This window comes from Nocardia sp. NPDC004568, from assembly GCF_040609955.1.
Classification (GTDB): domain Bacteria; phylum Actinomycetota; class Actinomycetes; order Mycobacteriales; family Mycobacteriaceae; genus Nocardia.
In genome coordinates this window covers 137,350-155,396 of the sequence record NZ_JBEXLL010000001.1, presented here as the reverse complement: position 1 = coordinate 155,396, position 18,047 = coordinate 137,350, and the positions used below count along the sequence as shown (strand labels likewise).

The 18,047-nt window shown below is 67.6% G+C and carries 12 protein-coding genes and 2 pseudogenes; 5 read left to right on the top strand and 9 right to left on the bottom strand.

From position 1 onward, the window contains the following. Positions 1 to 39: 39 nt before the first annotated feature. Positions 40 to 816: a glycoside hydrolase family 3 N-terminal domain-containing protein gene (locus ABZV91_RS00525; protein ID WP_355233441.1), complete on the top strand. Its 777-nt coding sequence runs from the start codon at positions 40 to 42 to the stop codon at positions 814 to 816. 15 nt (positions 817 to 831) lie between these two features. Further along, entirely contained in the window at positions 832 to 2,301 is a 1,470-nt protein-coding gene (locus ABZV91_RS00520; protein WP_355233439.1) for a glycoside hydrolase family 3 C-terminal domain-containing protein, read from the top strand. A gap of 1,116 nt (positions 2,302 to 3,417) precedes the next feature. Here ABZV91_RS00520 and ABZV91_RS00515 read toward each other — a convergent pair. From ABZV91_RS00515 to ABZV91_RS00500, 4 genes are all read right to left on the bottom strand, one after another. Then, positions 3,418 to 4,383, bottom strand: coding sequence for a hypothetical protein (locus ABZV91_RS00515; protein ID WP_355233437.1), 966 nt, complete (start codon positions 4,381 to 4,383; stop codon positions 3,418 to 3,420). A 121-nt stretch (positions 4,384 to 4,504) separates the two neighbouring features. Further along, positions 4,505 to 4,735, bottom strand: coding sequence for a hypothetical protein (locus ABZV91_RS00510; protein WP_355233435.1), 231 nt, complete (start codon positions 4,733 to 4,735; stop codon positions 4,505 to 4,507). Then, complete coding sequence (locus tag ABZV91_RS00505; RefSeq protein ID WP_355233433.1) at positions 4,725 to 5,594, bottom strand: S8 family serine peptidase; 870 nt, start codon at positions 5,592 to 5,594, stop codon at positions 4,725 to 4,727. Before ABZV91_RS00505 ends, ABZV91_RS00510 begins: the two co-directional genes overlap by 11 nt. Before the next feature lie 130 nt (positions 5,595 to 5,724). Beyond that, positions 5,725 to 6,207, bottom strand: coding sequence for a hypothetical protein (locus ABZV91_RS00500; RefSeq protein ID WP_355233431.1), 483 nt, complete (start codon positions 6,205 to 6,207; stop codon positions 5,725 to 5,727). Positions 6,208 to 7,437: 1,230 nt separating this feature from the next. Between ABZV91_RS00500 and ABZV91_RS00495 the strand changes: the two genes are divergently transcribed. Next, positions 7,438 to 8,484 carry a hypothetical protein gene (locus tag ABZV91_RS00495; protein WP_355233429.1) on the top strand — a complete coding sequence of 349 codons (1,047 nt, stop codon included), beginning with the start codon at positions 7,438 to 7,440 and terminating at the stop codon, positions 8,482 to 8,484. A gap of 10 nt (positions 8,485 to 8,494) precedes the next feature. Here the strand turns inward: ABZV91_RS00495 and ABZV91_RS00490 are convergent. The 5 genes and pseudogenes from ABZV91_RS00490 to hpnE all read right to left on the bottom strand — a co-directional run. Further along, positions 8,495 to 9,242: pseudogene (locus ABZV91_RS00490) on the bottom strand (nitronate monooxygenase); the annotation flags it as partial. 90 nt (positions 9,243 to 9,332) lie between these two features. After that, on the bottom strand, positions 9,333 to 11,558 hold the full coding sequence (locus ABZV91_RS00485; RefSeq protein WP_355233427.1) for an acyl-CoA dehydrogenase: 2,226 nt from the start codon (positions 11,556 to 11,558) through the stop codon (positions 9,333 to 9,335). Positions 11,559 to 11,689: 131 nt separating this feature from the next. After that, on the bottom strand, positions 11,690 to 13,291 hold the full coding sequence (locus ABZV91_RS00480; RefSeq protein ID WP_355233425.1) for a GMC oxidoreductase: 1,602 nt from the start codon (positions 13,289 to 13,291) through the stop codon (positions 11,690 to 11,692). Positions 13,292 to 13,576: 285 nt separating this feature from the next. Then, the gene (locus tag ABZV91_RS00475; RefSeq protein ID WP_355233423.1) at positions 13,577 to 14,095 is read right to left on the bottom strand and encodes an SRPBCC family protein; all 519 of its coding nucleotides are present in this window, start codon (positions 14,093 to 14,095) and stop codon (positions 13,577 to 13,579) included. A gap of 270 nt (positions 14,096 to 14,365) precedes the next feature. Next, positions 14,366 to 15,738: pseudogene (hpnE, locus tag ABZV91_RS00470) on the bottom strand (hydroxysqualene dehydroxylase HpnE). Between the two features lie 66 nt (positions 15,739 to 15,804). Here hpnE and ABZV91_RS00465 point away from each other — a divergent pair. Together ABZV91_RS00465 and ABZV91_RS00460 are read left to right on the top strand one after the other, a co-directional pair. Then, on the top strand, positions 15,805 to 17,031 hold the full coding sequence (locus ABZV91_RS00465; protein WP_355233421.1) for an oxygenase MpaB family protein: 1,227 nt from the start codon (positions 15,805 to 15,807) through the stop codon (positions 17,029 to 17,031). A 129-nt stretch (positions 17,032 to 17,160) separates the two neighbouring features. Then, on the top strand, positions 17,161 to 17,922 hold the full coding sequence (locus tag ABZV91_RS00460) for an SDR family NAD(P)-dependent oxidoreductase (RefSeq protein WP_355233419.1): 762 nt from the start codon (positions 17,161 to 17,163) through the stop codon (positions 17,920 to 17,922). The last annotated feature ends 125 nt before the right edge of the window (positions 17,923 to 18,047 follow it).

The window sequence follows — 18,047 nt, the reverse complement described above, 5'->3', positions numbered from 1 at the left end:
CTAGGTTCGACAGCAGTGCCGAACCACAGGAGGAGTCGTATGCCGGACCCGGTCGCATCCACCCCGGAAGACCTTGTCGCCCCGCTGCCGGTCGAGCAACGCGCCCGGCTGGGCAGTGGGCGCGACTTCTGGTCGACCGAGCCGATCGGGGATATTCCGTCGATCATCCTCTCCGACGGTCCGCACGGCCTGCGCTATCAGGATCCGGATCGCGCCGGTGACGCGCTGGGCATCGGCCCGAGCATTCCGGCCACCTGTTTTCCGCCCGCGGTGGGCCTGGGTCAGAGCTGGGACCCAGAGCTCGCCGCCCTGGTGGGGGCGGCGATCGGCCGGGAGGCCGCGGCGGCGGGTGTGCACGTCGTGCTGGGGCCCGGAATCAATATCAAGCGCGATCCGCGCTGCGGCCGCAATTTCGAGTACTTCTCCGAGGACCCCCGGCTGACCGCCGCGCTGGCCACCGGCTGGGTACGTGGACTGCAACGGCAGGGGGTGGGCGCGTCACTGAAACACTTCGCGGCGAACAACACCGAACACGAGCGGATGACCTCGAGTTCGGACGTCGATCCGCGGCCGCTGCGCGAGATCTATCTGCACGCGTTCGGGCACGTGGTGCGCGAGGCCGCCCCGTGGACGGTGATGTGTTCGTACAACAAGATCAACGGCGTGTACGCGGCGCAGAACCGCTGGCTGCTCACCGAGGTCCTGCGCGAGGAGTGGGGTTTCACCGGTGTGGTGGTCAGCGACTGGGGCGCGGTCGACGACCGGGTCGCCGCGGTCGCCGCGGGACTGGATCTCGCGATGCCCGGCCCCGACTAGGCGGGTGATGCCCGGGTGGTCGCCGCGGTCGCCGACGGCGCACTGGACCCGGAGGTCGTAGCGGCTTCCGCGGGCCGTCTGGCCGCGCTGGCCGTCCGCGCCGCCGGGAACGCCGATCGGGAGACCGGCTGGGACGCCGCCGAACACCATGCGCTCGCCCGCAGGGTCGCGAGCCGCTGTGCGGTGCTGTTGAAGAACGATCACGACCTGCTCCCCCTGTCCCCCGGCGGGCATATCGCGATACTCGGTGAATTCGCGACCGAACCGCGATACCAGGGCGGGGGTTCGTCCCACGTCAACGCCACCCGGGTCGATATCGCGCTAGACGAGATCCGTGCGCACGCCGGATCGGCGACGGTCGGCTACGCTCGCGGATTCGACACCGGATCCGAGTCCGCGACGGCGGATCTGCGTGCCGAGGCGGTCGAGGCGGCCGCCCGGGCCGATGTCGCCGTGCTCTTCCTGGGGCTCGCGGCCGCACAGGAATCCGAGGGCTTCGACCGCGACCACATCGAACTGCCCGCGGACCAGGTCGAGCTGTTGCACGCTGTCCGCGCGGTACAGGACCGGGTGGTGGTGGTCCTGGCCCATGGCGGTGTATTACGACTGGCGTCGATCGTCGATGCCGCCGATGCCATCCTGGACACCGCGCTGCTGGGCCAGGCCGCCGGCGGCGCCGTCGCGGATCTGCTGTTCGGTGTCACCGCACCGTCGGGCCGGTTGACCGAGACGGTGCCGTTACGGCTCGTCGACGTCCCGGCCTACGACAATTTCCCGGGCGAGCAGGGGCATGTCCGTTACGGGGAGGGCATTTTCGTGGGATATCGCTGGTACGACCGCCGCGAGCTCGAGGTCGGTTTTCCGTTCGGGCACGGACTGACCTACACGACCTTCGACTACGCCGAACCACGCACGGTCGCCGATACCGGCGGCGTGACCGTGACGGTGCGGGTGACCAACACCGGTGCTCGGGCGGGCCGCGAGGTGGTCCAGGTCTACACGAGCCCGGTGAACTCGTCGATGCTGCGCCCGCCGCGGGAACTCGGCGGGTTCGCGACGGTGGAGCTGGAACCCGGTGCGGCGGGCGAGGTCACCGTCCGGATACCCCGGCGGGAATTCGCCCGCTGGCACGAATCCGCGGGGCGCTGGGTCGTCGAGGGCGGCGAATACGTCCTGTCCATCGGTCGTTCCAGCCGTGACCTGCCGGTGCGCGCCACCGTGCGGATCGACGGCGACGAGGTCCGGGTGCCGCTCACCCGGGACTCGTCCTTCGCCGAGGTCATGGCGAACGCGGTGGCCGGGCCGGAACTCGAAGCGAAAATCGGGTCGCTGCTCGGCGAGCCCGGTAGTTCGGCGGGGACCGATCCGGGAGTGGATATGGCGCGCATGATCGGTTCCATCCCCATCGGACGGATCGCGCTGAACCTGGGTGGGCTGATGACCGCCGCGGAACTCGACGATCTGCTGGCCCGCGCGAACGGCTGAAGCGGGGACGGGTGTGCACCCACACCGGCTGGGACCTGTCCTGTGATTCATAGTAGCCAGAGGCCGATCGCCGCGATGGTGAGTTCGGCCTGGTAGTAGGCGGGGTGGGCGGCCGCGACCTGGCCGGAAGACACTGCTGCCGTCGAGCAACGGCAGCAGTAGCGGGTTGTCACCGCCCTGCCCGCCGGTGAGCAAGATCCGCGTCGGTCAGCCGCAACCATCGACGAGGAGGATCTTGGTGCTCAGCCCGCCGGTCCTCGTCCGGGCCCATGCCCGCTCGGTCCACTCACCACGACCAGCCGCGCCGGACAACCAACTCCACACACCACAACGAATTACGAGACCGGCCCTACAGGCAGGTCCCTCCTCCCTGAGGATCTCCGAACCACCTTTCGCCGGTGCAGCAGACATTCCCCGGGTAGCAGCTTTCGCCGACGGCGCAACACTTATCGCCACATTTTCCACGCGGTGGCCTACAACAATCCGAAGAAGTCGCCAGCCTCGGCAAGCAGCAGCCCGCCGGCGTACAAACATTGCCGCGTGGGCAGAGTTCGCCGTGACAGATCACGGAGTCGGCCGGGATACATCCGTGCGAAGGATCGCAACTTTCTCCTATCTCACAGCACTGACTCCCGCATATTGTCTGATCAAGATCACACAGCGCGTACTGTGTGCAATTCTTCTCACCGGGCACATAACAACCGTTACCGTGACAGCAGACCTGACCGGGTGGGCAACAAACGTTCCGGCTGGAGATAGTTCCCGTCCAGTCGAAGACGGTGCAGCACTCGGAATCCTCCGCGCAGCACTCCGGTTGCCCGGTACTCAGACGCCGGCAGAGCTTCTGCCCGGGGCCGCATCGGGGAAGGTGCTGTTCACGGCAGTACTGCGTACACATCGGCTTGCATTCGCGCTCCAGAAGGGAAGTCGGAGTATCCCATCCGTCCGCGTCCCGGACACAGTCACGAACGCATTCCTCCACACAGGCGTCGGCAAGAAGGACGCCCTCCTCCATATAAGCACCAGCGGGCACTGTGCAGTACTGCTGGACCGTACGGTAGAGCGAACAGTCTGCCGTTGCGGCTGGAATGGACATACCCGTGCCTCCCGGCGGGATCATCGATCGTAGTATGGAGATAATTTCGTCACCAAGAACGGAAACTCCTCGGTGACGTCGACTCGGACAAAATACTTCTCGGTCACGTCGGTGGTGCGACTGGTGTATGACAATATGACGTCGAGAATGTTTCGAACGGCACTGAGCCGCGAAGGGCGCGTTTCGATCGCGGTCACCGACGATCCGGCTGCGAATGCCTCTGCACTCTTCGCGTATATGCTCGGGTATCGGGCGACGAGATAGTTGAGCGCGCGGTGTTCATCGGACGCTCCGGAGTTGTCGGCGATTTGCATCACCCGATCGAATATCTCCTGTGCCGCCGATCGGAACCGCTCTTCCTCGACCGCGTCCGGCTTGGGCAGCGCCCTCACCAACGCCGCGGTGTCGAAGGCATAGATCTGATCGAATGCCACTACGGGGAGCGTCAATCCATTGCAGTAATTCGGCGGCGCCAACCCGCCCCGCAGACCGATCAGGAGATGGAGGTCGGTCGGGTTGGGAGCTTCCCGAAGAGCTTCGATGAGCAGGGTCAGTTCAGCCGGATCCCGTGGTCGCACCAGATAGGTTTCGAGCCCCTGGATCATGAACACATAGCATGCCAACCTCGCCAAATATCTGTTCTGCGGATCGGAGAGCACAGCATGAAGCGCCTCTCGATCGGTCAGGTCGGCAGTCGCGGCGCGTCCGGTCGCCTGCGCGAACTCCTTCTCGATTCCCAGGCTCGCCAGTCGCGGCTCGATCCGGCCCAGAGCGTAGACATAGGGTGAAGACAACCCGTGCCAGCTCGAAGCTTCGGCACCTGTAGGCCCGCCGGTGCCATCGGACCCACATCCGCATGCTTCCGGCTCCGGCACGGACGCGGGATCGGCTACGTCATCCTGTGGAACGGCCGAGCGCCCTGGGATGTCCCGCGGGCCGGATGTAGCCTTCGCCGAATTCTGTAGCAGCACATCATGATCCTCCATGCGGCAACGCTCCCTTCTCGATCGCACCATCGAGCATCGCTCGAGCCGGATCACATCAGGCCGAGTCCGGTACAGCCGGAAGGTGCTGGAAACTCACGAATACGGTCCGATGCGTGCCGGCTCATCGTTTCCGGTTACCTTTCCCGACGATCGTGATCCAACGGTCGAGGGCTTCGGCCCGCCGTTCGCATCCCCGACACGGACGGATTCCAGCGGTGGCGGTCACGCGTTTCATCAAATCTCCGAAACCGATATCCTCGTCGTTGACGAATCCGGGAAGGCGCACAGCCGAGTGTCCACGGTTCGGTTCGTCGGCCGTATCACTGACGTCGTGTCCCTGATCATCGCCCATCTCGACACCCTCGAACTCGTCGCATGGTTCGTAAAGCCTCGAAAGCCGTCCAGGCATTCAACAGTGGTGGAACAACAGACGCTCGGCGATCGCCGACCCGGCTCAGCGTGTACATCAGTTCCGCGGTCGAAGCCTGCGGGAATTCTGAACACAACAGCGCGACCGTGCCAGTCACCACCGCAGCGGCGGCACTCGTTCCACCGAAAGGCTTCAGGCCTTGGCCCGGCGCGAGACTGGTTATTCCCTCCGCGGGCGCACCGATCCCGCGCCAACCGATCGAATGTCCGAGGTTGGAGATCGCCGAAGGTCGGCCCTGTAGGTCGTACGCCACGGCCGGAACTACGGATCTATGCCGCGTCACCGGCGAACCGGCCATGGCCCGCTGATTTCCCGCCGCCGCGACGATGATCACCTCACGCCGGAACGCGTGGTCCAATGCCTCTCGCAGTGTTCGACCCGCCTCGGCGGTTCGCTGATTCACTGCCAGGCTCACATTGACGATGCGGGCACCCGCTTCGACCAGTTCCACTATCGCCGACGCAAGTTCGCGGTAGGTTGTGGCGGCAGGCTCGGCATCCGAAAACACCGAGCGAACCAGGAGAGTCACTCCGGGACAAATTCCCGGGGCGCCTGATCCACGCTCGGCTACCAGGATACCGGCGACGGCTGTCCCGTGGAACGATCCGCGGCCTACTCGCGAAGGCCCGCCGTCCTGCGCACGAAGGAATTCGAAGCTCGCATCGGCGAACTCCGAGCGCGCACTGTTCACCCGTCCATCGATCAGTCCGACCCGAAGATTGCGTCGACCACGCGTCCGGGACATCAAGCGAGGCAGCGAGACCAATGCCAAAGGATCCATCTCGGGCTCTCCATATCTCGTGGCTGCGCTGTGACTCGGCACCCCTCGTCAAGGACGTTGCCGCCGAATAGGCGAACCGGGGGGCGATACCCCGTATACACGCGGTCGGGCCCACTGTGCTCAGGGCGTTCTACGGGTCGAAATTTCCGGGCGCGGTGAATGCGGCGCGGTCAGCGCCACTCGTATTGGGGTCGGTGTCGGGATCCGGGCCCAAATCGGGTTCACCGGGGTTGTTCGATGACCGGAGGTAGATCCTGCCGTACAACCCCTCATGCCCCGACTCCGTGTCCGCTACGTCCCTGGGTACGACAACCTGAAATGTCCGGGGCACGATCTGCTGCCCCGGAACGAACGTGGTCGGGGTGAACTGTGCCGTGATCTGGTCATCGTCGCCACCGAACGGCTCATCGTTGTCGCTCTCCCATATCTCGACGACCTCACTGAAGGTGTCCTGGCGTTCCGGTGGATCGAATATCGCGCGATAAGTCACCTTCAAGAAATACTTGTTCTCCGGATCCGGCCCGAAAGGTCCACCCTCTATCTTGGCATTCTTTATATCGACCATGACCGCCCTCTTTCTCCATCTCTGTCGCCCCATCCGGTTCCACTGCATCGCGTTTCCGCGGCCGGGTTCGCAATTGCCCGCGGCCGCCCTCACTGTTCAAGGGTCGTCGAGCCACAACAACCGGGCACGCGTGGCAATCCGAGAACCAGCGGCTGTTCCCACGGGGCGCCCGCCCTATCTGGCCCGGACGTACCGGCCATGCAGGCGCATCGTCAGACCTTCCGAACCGGATCACCCGTAGTCCACCAGGGACTTCGTGCGCGGGCCGCATCAGCGGAAGCGCCCGTACCAGCACTTGAATACAACGCAAGTATTCGAGCACACCTCCGGATTTTGCCGAGTAGCCCTCCCACTACCGGAAGCGTCGCATGGCACGCACTTCCGACGATAATTCACGGACCAACTTCTCCAGCGGCGGGCCGATCCGGCCACCGTTGAACTACTCATTTCTGCATTTCATGGTCCTCCTTTCGGAGGCACATGTCACTGATCGTTAGTTCACGGAAATGCCTGTCATCCAGGGTAAGTGAAGCTGTGCGCGTGGAGATTCGACCGGTCATGATCGACCGGGCGTCGACGGCTCCGCGACACCCGTCGACCGCGCACTGAAGCCGTTGCCGGCTCGCGGCTGAGCGGTGGTGGTGCCCGGTATCCAAATTTCGCGGCGGGCACTTGCGACCGCGCGCCGGACCGGACGGCTCTGCGATCGGGAGCGCTGGAACACCATCGGCAACATCGCGCGCGGCAAACACTCCCGAAATCAACGGCACCGCACCCGTCTGCGACCCGGTGCGCGGGACTGATGTCCTGCAGATGCCGCGCCAAGTGATATGCGTGCGTTCAATCGGTTCGTAATCGAGAACTTTCCTCGCGGGCGGCGGAGGGGTCGCTCTGGACGGGATGGTGAAGCGCGCAGGCCTCGCGAAGGCTATTGTCGAGCGGCCGACGCCCGTGGGTATCGGCCTGTTCACCGGGGCCTCGGGCACCGCGACCGGAGCCGAATGATCGCGGCTGGCCGACGCGGGTCGTGCTCACCGGCAGGCGGGGCGGTGACAACCCGCAACTGCTGCCGTTGCTCGACGGCAGCGGTGTCTCCCGGCCAGGTCGCGGCCGCCCACCCCGCCTACTACCAGGCTGAACTCACCATCGCGGCGATCGACCTCTGGCTACGACGAATCACAGGGCGAGCCCCAGCCGGACGCGTCACGTCAAGACTCCTAGCCGCGCGAATTCTCGATCGAGGCAGAAGGATTACTTCGATTTGCCATGATCGTCATCATGTTCGGAAATCCCACTCTCGCCGGGCTCGGGCGAATTCTGCGTATGGCCGGGCAGCGTGCCGTGCCGGTCGTTCTCGCGGTCGTCGTATCCCTCGGTCTCACGGCGAGCCCCACCCACGCCGATCCCGCGGCGCCGGCGCCACTCCCCTCGGCGGGATGTTCGGCACCGCAGCCGCGGCCCGGCACCGAGGCGATACTGTTCGGCTCCCGCGGTATCTCCGGTATCTACGGCCTGGACGTTCCCCCGGACACCGGCCGGCCGTTGCCGGTCGTCCTGGATCTGCACGGGTATCTCGAGCCCGCGTTCATCCAGCACACGAGTACCGAGTTCGGTGCCTACGGGCGCAGCCACGGCTTCGTCACCGTCACCCCGCAACTGCTGCGGCCGGGCATGCCCCGCTGGGACTTCGGCCCGGGCTCGGCCGATATCGGCTATCTGGCGGATCTGCTCACCGAAGTGGAAACCACACTCTGCGTGGACACTCGGCGGATCTACGTCACCGGGCTGTCCATGGGCGGTTTCACCACGTCGTCACTGGGCTGCCAACTGGCCGACCGGATCGCCGCCATCGCACCGGTCGCGGGCCTGGCCGATTTCGCCTGGTGTGCTCCGGCCCGCCCGATCCCGGTGATCGCCCTGCACGGCACCGCCGACCCCATCGTCGCCTACGAGGGCGGGAAGGGTCCCAACGCGCGACTGCTTCCCTCGCCGGACGGATCCGGTTCGGCCGACCCCGGCCATCGCGGGCCGGCGGTGGACGGTCCGGGGCCGCATTCGATTCCGGAGAACGCCGCCGCCTGGGCTCGGCGCAACGGCTGTGCGAGTGGGCCCGTCGACCGGCAGGTCACCGACGATGTGGTCCTGTCGGCGTATCCGTGCCCGGCGGGAGCCGAGGTCCAGCTGTGGTCGGTGACCGGCGGCGGCCACCTCTGGTTCGGCACCCCGTCGGAGATCTTCCCGGCGGCCCTGGTCGGCAACGATACCGAGTCGATCAGCGCCACCACGCTCATCTGGGACTTCTTCCGCGCACACGCGCTGAGCTGACTCGATCAGCTCAGGGCGGCGAGCCGCTGCGGGCGCGGTCGTATTCCGCGGCGAGCCGGTCGACGACGGCCGCGGTAGAAGCGATCCCGGTCACCGCGCCGATACCGTGCCCCGCGCCCCAGATATCGCGCCACGCCCGGGCCGCACCGGAGTTCAGGAATGCCAGCGACCCGGGCCCGTCACCGGGGCCCCAATGCCTCCGGGTCCATCCCGGCGGCGACGATACTCGGGCGCGGGTGGTTGCCGTCGACGCCGGTGCGGAAATCCGTGTAGACGATATCCCCGGCGGTACCGGCGACGATCATCTTCTTGTACTCGGGCACCGCCGCGGCCTCGTCGGTCGCGAGGAAAGTCGAACCCACATACGCGAAATCGGCGCCCGCGGCGAGGGCCGCCAGCACGCTGCCACCATGCGCGACGGCACCCGAGAGGGCCAGCGGGCCGTCGAACCACTCCCGGATCTCCCGGACCAGTGCGAACGGCGACACCGTCCCGCCGTGACCGCCCGCCCCGGCGGCCCCCGCGATCGGTCCGTCGGCGCCCTTGGCCACGGCCTTGCGGGCGAAGGTATCACTGATGACATCGTGCAGCGCGATTCCGCCGTAGGCGCGGATCCGCTCGTTGACATCGGCGCGGGCGCCCAGCGAGGTGATCACGATCGGCACCCGGAACTCCTCCGGGATCGCCAGATCCTCCAGCAGGCGCGCATTGCTCTTGTGCACGATGAGGTTCACCGCGGACGGCGCCGTACCCGGGGTAGCGGCCAGTTCCCCGGTGATCCGGGCGAGCCATTCCCGCAGGGCGAGTTGCGATCCGGGCCGCGGCCCCGGGCGCACCGGCCCGGCACGTTATTTCCGGGGCAGGCCGAGCACCAGCGTCGCGATGGTGTTGAGCTGGATCTCCAGCGTTCCGCCGCCGATGATCCAGGTCGGGATATCGAGTTCGTGGTGAACCGGTTCGGAGACCGCCTCGCCCAGTGCCCCGGCCGGGCCGATCAGGTTCAGAGCGGCGGCCGCGGCGTCGGTGTGCAGCATGGAGGCCGCCGCCTTCGCGACACTCGTGGCCGGGCCGACCGGCTGACCGTCCAGCCGCCGGATCGTCTCGCGCAGATTCAACGCCGAGACGGCCGCCCCTCGGGCGCTGATGCGGCCGAGGGCGCGCAGCGCGTCCTCACGACTGCCGGCGTACTGCGCGCGCTCGATGATCTCTCTGATCCGCTTGTTGTGTCCGGGGTCCCGGACACCGCCGATGAACAGGCGTTCCTGCGCCAGCGTCTCCAGGGTCAGCGTCCAGCCCTGCCCCGGTTCGCCCAGGACCATCGAATCGGGCACGAAGGCATTGTCGAAGAACACCTCGTTGAATTCGGCATCGCCGCTGGCCTGGGTGATCGGGCGGACCGTCACCCCGGTGCCGTGCATATCGACCAGGAACATGGTGAGTCCGCGGTGTCGTTCGGCGTCCGGGTCGGTGCGGCCCAGCAGCAACCCCCAATCGGCGCGATGGGCCAGCGTGGTCCAGATCTTCTGCCCGGTCAACTCCCACCCGCCCTCGACCCGGGTGGCCCGCAGGCTCAGGGAGGCGACATCGGATCCGGCCTCCGGTTCGCTGAACAGCTGGCACCAGATCTCTTCCCCGCGCAGCGCGGGAGCCGCCAGCCGGGCCAGTTGTTCGGGTGTGCCCCGGTGCAGCACGATGGGTACCACCCACTGACCGATTCCCATAGAGGGCTGGGCGATCCCGTGCCGGTCGTATTCGTCCTGCAGGATCAGCTGTTCGAGGGGTCCGGCCTCGATACCGTAGGGCCGCGGCATCGGGGGCGAGACCAGGCCGTGGTCGGCCAGCAGCGTCCGGCGCGGCCCCGGATTCACCGCATCGGTATCGCCGATCTTCGACGGACCCGGGTTGTCCAGTTCCGCCGCCCGGTCCAGGATCTGCGAAATCTCCTCCCGGAAGGACGAATCGGTCTCGGGCAGGGGTACGGCGAAGGTACGCGCGCCGTGCAGGGCCGCCTCGCCCAGCCGCAGTTCCCACGATTCCACCGGCCCGGCCAGCGCGGCCAGGGCTATCGCTCGACGCCAGTAGAGGTGCAGATCGTGCTCCCAGGTGAACCCGATCGCGCCGTGCAGGCCGAGACATTCCACGGCCGCGTGTACGGCCCTGCCGAGGGTGGTGAGCGCCGCACCCGCGACCGCGTGCGTCCGCTGTCGCGCGTCGTCGTCGAGGCCGCGGATCGCGTCCCAGGCCGCCGCGGTGGCGAGTTCACTGGTGATGAACAGTTGCGCGGTGCGGTGCTGCACCGCTTGGAAGGCGCCGATCGGCCGGCCGAACTGGGTCCGCGAGGTGACGTAGGCGGTGGCGGTGTCCGAACACCAGCGGATCACCCCCGCGGCTTCCACGGCCGACAGTGCCACGGCGACCGCCCCGGCCCGCTCGGTATCGAGCGCGACCGGCGTATCGACGGCGACCGAGGTGAACCGGATCTCGCCGATATCCCGGCCCAGGTCGGCGCCGTCCCGCACCACGACCTCGAGTCCCGCGGCCGCCCGGTCGACGACGAACCACCGGGTCTCCGTACCGGACGCCGCGGCCACCACGAACAGTTCGGCCGACGCGGCGCCCAGCACCGGCCCGGTGACGCCACCGAGTCGTGCGGTCTCACCGACGCCATCGTCCACCGTGATCGCGTGCTCGGGCGCGACGACCGCGCCGGTCGCCCCGGCGGCGAATTTCCGCAGCAGGGCATCGACGCGGTCCTCCCCCGCCGCGGCGGCGAGCACCGCGCTGGCGACCACTGTGGGCAGCAGGGGTCCGGGCAGCAGCGCCCGACCCGATTCGGCGACCACCACCGCGAGATCGCCGAGTGTGCCGCCCTGGCCGCCGATCGATTCCGGCAGATGGACCCCGGCCAGGCCGAGTGCCACCAGGTCGGGCCAGAAAGTCGGCCGCACACCCGCTTTCAGCTCCTCGGTGTTCGCACGGAGGTATCCGCGACCGGCGCGGCGGTCGGCGAATCCGGTCACGGTTTCGGCCAGTGCCGCCTGGTCGGCGGTCAGCGCTACAGGCACGGTTCTCATTCCGGTCGAGGGGTACGGTCTCGTTCCCGATCGGGTCGGGGAACTCGGGACTAGAACCTGTTCTACTCGTGGTGGAGCCGTTCGCACAACCCGGATGCGGGCGGGTCCGCCGAAACCGGAGGCGGCAGCCTTCAGATGAGCGATCCCACATCCTCGGCGACCAGGTTGTCCATGGCCCGTTCGGCCACCGCGGCAATGGTCATCGACGGATTGCAGGCGGCGGCGTTGCCGGGGAGCAGCGCACCGTCGAGCACATACAACCCCGGCTGGTCGTGCACCCGTCCGTCGAGATCGCAGACCGTCCCCATACAGGCGCCGCCCAGTGGATGCCAGGTCGAGGGGAAGGCGCGATTGGTATCACCGATCACCGAGGCCGGCCCGGCCACCTTGTGCACGGTCTTCTCGATCCGGCCGTACTGGATGGCCGCGTCACCGTCCGCGGGCCAGAACAACCGGGAGCTGTCGGTGGCCGAATCGTAGGCGAAGCGGCCCCGCGCTTCGCTCACCCCGTAGCCGACGAGCATGGTGGTGTGCGCGTCCATACCCAGCGGTGGAATCGAGGCCTGGATAACGGTATGCGCCGTCGCCGGATCGTCCCAGTTCAAGCTGCCGTAGACGACCGGTCCGCCCTGTTCGGCGCCGAAGTCCTCGGCCAGGTCGGTCCAGGTGTAGATCCGGTCGGCGTTGGTCCCCCACCCCGCGCCCAGCTGGTCGGGCATATCCGGAATGAGGCCCTTGGCCGCGGCGCGCACGAGCAGGTCGGTGGTGTTGAGACTGCCGGCGGCCATGACGAGGGCCTTGGCGGTGAGGATTTTGTTCTCCAGCACCCGCGCGGTCTCGTCGGTCCGATCGACGTGCACGAGCCAGCGGCCGTCGGACCCGCGTTCCACATCGGTGACGTTGTGCATGACCTGCACATCGACCAGTCCGGTGGCCTCGGCGGCGGCCACGTAGGTGACATCCACCGAATGCTTACCGCCGTTGTTCACCCCGAACGCGCCGGCACCGTTGGTGTAGGAGGCCGCCATTTCACCACGGGTTTCGGCGAGGGCGAAATTCCAGTCGATGGGCATGGGGATCTTGGACACCGGCAGGCCGGCGGCCGCGGCGTTCCTGGCGAAGAGGCGGGCGGCTTTGTAGTGCGGGTGGGCGATCAGTTCGTCGGGCGCCACCGCCAGCCGCAACATGGCCGCGACGCGCGGATAGTGCACGCGGTCCATCAGCTGCCAGTCCAATTCCTGCGGGAAATGCGTAGTGAACACCGCTTCGCTCGGTTGCAACGACATTCCCTGGTAGAGCAGGGAACCACCGCCCAGCCCCGCCGCGCACAGCGCCGTCATATTCTCGCCGACGACCGCGTCGAGCAGGCCTGTGTAGGGCTCGAGCGCCACCGGTTTCCCGAACAGTTGCGGATCCGAACCGTGCCACAGTAGTCGCCGGTCGGGGTTCATGGGGTTGCCGAAGGTGTCCGCGTTCGGCCCGGTCGCCCAGCGCCTACCGCGTTCGAGCAGCAGGACCGGGACACCGGCCCGAGCCAGCCGGAGCGCGGCGATCCCGCCGCCGAATCCGGAGCCGATGACGATCACCCGATGTTCCTCGCGCACAACGGGAGTGCGCCGCCGCGGGCTGCGGCTCGCGGGTTGCGCGGAGGCGACGGCCGTACCGGCGACGGTGAGACCGGCGGCCGCTGCCGCGGTACCACTCAGGAATGTGCGCCGTGGGAATGCGGACAAGGACGACCTCCGAACAGCTGTGCACAACTCCGCGCAACAGCCACACCGCCGCGCCCGGCCCCGGAACGCGGCGGCCGGGACAGCCGACAAGCGGAGTGCCCGTGGAATCTTCCGCGAGCGAGTCAAAACTAGACACCTGTCGAGACGGGTGTCAATAACCAATCGGACGCTCGGCCAACTACCGCGCCGTGATCACGATGCGCCGTGCCACGCGAGTTCGGAGTTCCGTTCCGGCGGCCGCGAATAACGACCTGCACACCTGTCCGTCGCAGGTGCGGGCCCGGTTCAGGCCCCGCGGGGAATTTCGAGTTCGGCCTTGATCCGCTTCAGGGTCCGCCGGATATTGCCCTTCTGGAATTCGGCGAACCCCCGTTTGCCGGTGGCTATCCGGTCGAACCACAGGGCGGGAGTGTCCGGCCAACCCGCGCGATCGTCGTACCAGGTCTCGGTGATCCGCGTGCCGTCGGACACCTCCTCGAACCGGTACTCCCAGGTGGCCGCGGCCACCGGCAGCAACGGCTTCCACACCCCCCAGCGGCGGACCTCGAAGACGAACCGGCTCGGCCGTTCGGCCACCACCACCGTGCATCCGGTGTGCCAGCGCATGGCACCGCGCCGGTTGGCGCCCACGAACTCCATACCCGGATAGACGGGCCGGCCCGGCTCCGGGACCACGGCCCCGGTGTTCTCCGGGCTCCACCTGCCCATCTGGGTCACATCGGTCACCGCGTCGTAGGCGGTCTCCGGATCGATGCGCACCACGATACTGTCGGACACCTGGGTGGTCCGGGAAATCTTCACCACGGTCGTAACTCCTTGTCGGCCCCGTCTTGTTCGTCGATCCTAGGCACCGCGCACACCCGTGCGAGGTCGGCGCGAACCCGGCCGGCGGTCTCGCCGTCGCGTCCCGAACGGATTCGAACCGGTTCCTCTCCGGGCGAAGCGAACGTCGTGCGATATCACCGCGAGCCACCCTGCGCGGCAATGCGATCGACACCGGAATCCGTGTCGTGTGCGGACACACCGAATGCGCCGTCCGGCCAACCGCGCTCGCGCGAGGGGGTACTTCCCGACTCAGCGCGCACGGTCGGCCGCGGCGGCATGCTCGAGCAGCGCCGCCACCGCTCGCTCCGCGCTCTGGGCAGCACTTTCCATCGTGGCCGACCAGTCGGTGCGGGTCCAGTCGCCGGCCAGTACCAGATTCGGCACCGAGGTCCGCTGCTCCGGGCGCAGCCCCGTGGTGCCCAGCACCTGAGAGAACGTGGCCTTCGGCATCTTCACGACCTGGGCGTGTACCAGTCGCGCCGCTTCGGCTTCCGGATAGTAGCGCCGGATCAGCGCCAGCTGTTCCTGAACGATCTCGTCGTTGCTCTTGTGGATCTGTTCGTAGGCGCCGCTGGTGGTGAGGCAGTAGAGCCAGGCACCGCGGGGGGCCCGGCCGTGCATACGTTGCCGGTCGAAGACCTCGTCGATCACGCCGGTCCCGCCGATCAGCGCTTCCATCGCGGATCTCGTGCGCAGCGGCCGGTCCAGGTACAGGTTGGTGCTGACGATCGGGGTGACGCCCAGTTTGTCCGCGGCCGCGTAGATCTCGGCATGTTCGGGCAGCTCGTCGAGCAGACCGTGGATCCGCGAATTGGGTACCGCGCAGACCACCGCGTCGGCCGGGATCTCGGTCCCGTCGGCCAGTCGCACTCCCGTCACCAGACCGTCGGTGATCATGATCCGGCGAGCCACCGTCCGGAAGCGGACATCGACACCGTACCGGGCGAATACCCGCTCGGCGCCGGTGATGTAGAGGGCGTCCAGATCCACCGTCGGATAACCGATGGTGACGCCGACCCGGTCCTGCGCCCCGATGCGGAGGCCGGTCGCGAGAACGTCGGCGACACCTTCGCCGACTCCCGCTGAACCGGCTCGGCCGCGATACCGAGGGCCAGCCAGTCCCACAGCGCCTCCCGCGCCGTGGCGGGCATGCCCACCCGCTCGAACCACTGCTCGGTCGTGATATCGGCCAGATCCGCGGGCTGGAACAGGGCCTGCCGTCCGAGCCGGACCGTCGCGCGCAGCGCCCGGAACCGATCGAGCGGCCCCGCGTCGGGATGGGCGCCGAGCAGTGTCCGCACCGCGCGGAATCCTCTGGTATGCAACAGGACCGCGCGTCCGCCGGGCCAGCGCAGCGTACCCGCGCCCGGGAACTCGAGGCGGTCGCGGGTCCCCACGCTCTCGAGGTAGCGGAACAGGCTGCGATAGCCGCTGGCCACCACATGCTGACCGTTGTCGGGCGTGTCACCGACCTCGGGGACCTCCATCGCCTGGGTACGGCCACCCAACCGGGCCCGCCGTTCGAGCAGTGTCACCTGTTTGCCGGCCTCGGCCAGCCATACCGACGCGGCCAGGCCGGCGAGCCCGCCTCCGATCACCACATAACGACGGGCATCGTCCATCTGCTTCTCCCGGACCTCGCGAATCCCATGATTGACACAATGTAACGCAGTCCATACATTCGTTTCATGGGTTCCGACAACACGGGTGCCGCAGTCCCCACCCGTCACCCCGCCGCTCCGGTCCGGGTCCCCGGACTGCGACCGTTCGCCCTCATGATGGGTATCGGCGCGCCCGACGCCGAGCAGTGGGACGCCATGGGCGCCTCCCTGCTGATCGGGGACGAACCGATGGATTCACTGGTCGACTGGATGATCACGACGGGGATGAGCACCACCCGGCCACTGTTCGAACAGGCCCTGCACACCGGGATCGATTCGGTCCCCGACGCCCCTGCCCCACTGCGCGAGTTCTTCACGGTTGTGGAGACGCCGCCGGCCTGGCTGGATGTGCGGACGCTGCGCCGCGGCGAACAGGTCTTGCGCCGCGGTGGATTCGACGGGTTGTACCTGGCCCGAGACGTCTCCTTCCTCGGTGGCTATCTCGCCTCCGGTTTCAACAAGACACTGCTGCGTACCGGAGCTCTGGAGAAAGGTCCCGCTCAGCGGTTCGCCGAAACCATGCAGTGGGCGCTGGACGTCCAGAACGGAATGGAGAAGTTCGGGCCCGGATACCGGTCGACCCTGCACGTACGATTCGTCCACTCGCTGGTCCGCCGGCACGTGGGCGCCATGCCGGACTGGGACGGCGACGCCTGGGGGCTGCCGATCAATCAGACGGATATGGCGGCGACGCTGGTCGGCGCCCTCATCGCGCCGTTCATCGGCGGGATGGCGATGGGAATCCTGCCCGCGCGGGCGGACCGGGAGGCGGCCGCTCATCTCGCGCGCTACGTGGGGTGGCTCATGGGTGTCGCCGACGAATGGCTGCCCACCGGATTCCGCGACAGTGTGCGGATCCTCTACCACTGCATGACCGCCATCACCAACCCCGACGAGACCACCCGCCGGCTCGCGCTGCCGATGGCGGACGATCCACTCACCTGGAACTACCGCAATCTGCCGTGGTTGCGCGGCAGGATCGCCCGCGCACAGCATCTTTCGATCGCCACCATGTACCTGGGCCCCGGCGCCATGCGCAAGCTCGGCCTGTGGCCGTATATGCCGCCGTGGTATCCGATGCTGCGGTTGCCGGTCAATCTCGTCCGCAGCGCGGCCACCCGGATCAGCCCGGGCGCGCGGGCGCGTGCCGAAACGCGGGGCATGCGGGAGCAGAAAGCGTTCCAGCGGATGCTCGTCGGCTCCGGACCGGCGACCGTCGGACTCGCCGCGCAGAGTCTCCAGGCCGGCGCCTGATCGCTCGACCAGCACTATCACCGACACTTCTATGAAAACCGTGGTCCGGTCGCACCCCGGCGCTATAACGTAGGCCGGTATACGTTCGGCGTGCGACGACCGGGCATCACACCGAGAAAGACAGGGACTATGGAGATTCAGGGAACACGCGCAGTCGTCGTCGGCGGCGCGTCCGGGATGGGACGGGCCAGCGCCGAGCTCTTGGCCGCGCGCGGGGCGAAGGTCGCGATCGTCGACCGGACCGCCGGTGAGGGCAACAAGATCGCGGCCGATCTCGGTGGTTCCTTCTTCGAGGTCGATGTCACCGACCACGCCGGGGTCGAAACCGTGCTGGCCGACGCGGTGGCCGAACTGGGCGGCCTCGATATCGCCGTCAACACCGCCGGCGGTGGGATCGCCGAGCGCACCCTGTCCAGAACAGGCCCACACGACCTGGAATCGTTCACCCGGATCATCGATCTGAACCTGATCGCCACGTTCAACCTCAATCGGTTGCAGGCCTGGCATATGAGCCAGGGCGAACCGAACGCCGACGGCGAACGCGGCGTCATCATCAATACCGCCTCCATCGCCGCCTTCGAAGGCCAGATCGGACAGGTCGCCTACACGGCCGCCAAAGCCGGTATCGCCGGCATGGCATTGACCATGGCGCGCGACCTCGGCTCGGTCGGTGTCCGGGTGCTGGCCATCGCGCCGTCACTGTTCGATACCGGCATCCTCGCCGGAGTACCAGAGGAGATGGTCACCCCGCTCGTCGCCGGCAATGCCTTCCCCAAGCGGATGGGACGCCCGGAAGAGTACGCGAAGCTGGCCGCCGCCATTGTCGAGAACGGCATGCTCAACGGCCAGTGCCTGCGCCTGGACGCCGGAATGCGGTTCGCGCCCAAGTGAATCGCCGCGAACCGGGGTACGGCTCGGCCGTGCCCCGGAGCCGGATGGGGAGTCGGCGCCCGGCACGCCGGGCGCCCGCGCCATAATGGGATCCGACCTTTTCCGACACCGCGGCAGACGGCCGT

What these genes read in the sequence shown, in the direction of transcription:
- ABZV91_RS00525 (WP_355233441.1), top strand. Translation starts at nt 40, where the DNA reads ATGCCGGACCCGGTCGCATCCACCCCGGAAGACCTTGTCGCCCCGCTG.
- ABZV91_RS00495 (WP_355233429.1), top strand. Translation starts at nt 7,438, where the DNA reads ATGTTCGGAAATCCCACTCTCGCCGGGCTCGGGCGAATTCTGCGTATG.
- ABZV91_RS00510 (WP_355233435.1), bottom strand. Translation starts at nt 4,735, where the DNA reads ATGGGCGATGATCAGGGACACGACGTCAGTGATACGGCCGACGAACCG.
- ABZV91_RS00465 (WP_355233421.1), top strand. Translation starts at nt 15,805, where the DNA reads ATGGGTTCCGACAACACGGGTGCCGCAGTCCCCACCCGTCACCCCGCC.
- ABZV91_RS00460 (WP_355233419.1), top strand. Translation starts at nt 17,161, where the DNA reads ATGGAGATTCAGGGAACACGCGCAGTCGTCGTCGGCGGCGCGTCCGGG.
- ABZV91_RS00485 (WP_355233427.1), bottom strand. Translation starts at nt 11,558, where the DNA reads ATGAGAACCGTGCCTGTAGCGCTGACCGCCGACCAGGCGGCACTGGCC.
- ABZV91_RS00515 (WP_355233437.1), bottom strand. Translation starts at nt 4,383, where the DNA reads ATGGAGGATCATGATGTGCTGCTACAGAATTCGGCGAAGGCTACATCC.
- ABZV91_RS00500 (WP_355233431.1), bottom strand. Translation starts at nt 6,207, where the DNA reads ATGCAGTGGAACCGGATGGGGCGACAGAGATGGAGAAAGAGGGCGGTC.
- ABZV91_RS00505 (WP_355233433.1), bottom strand. Translation starts at nt 5,594, where the DNA reads ATGGATCCTTTGGCATTGGTCTCGCTGCCTCGCTTGATGTCCCGGACG.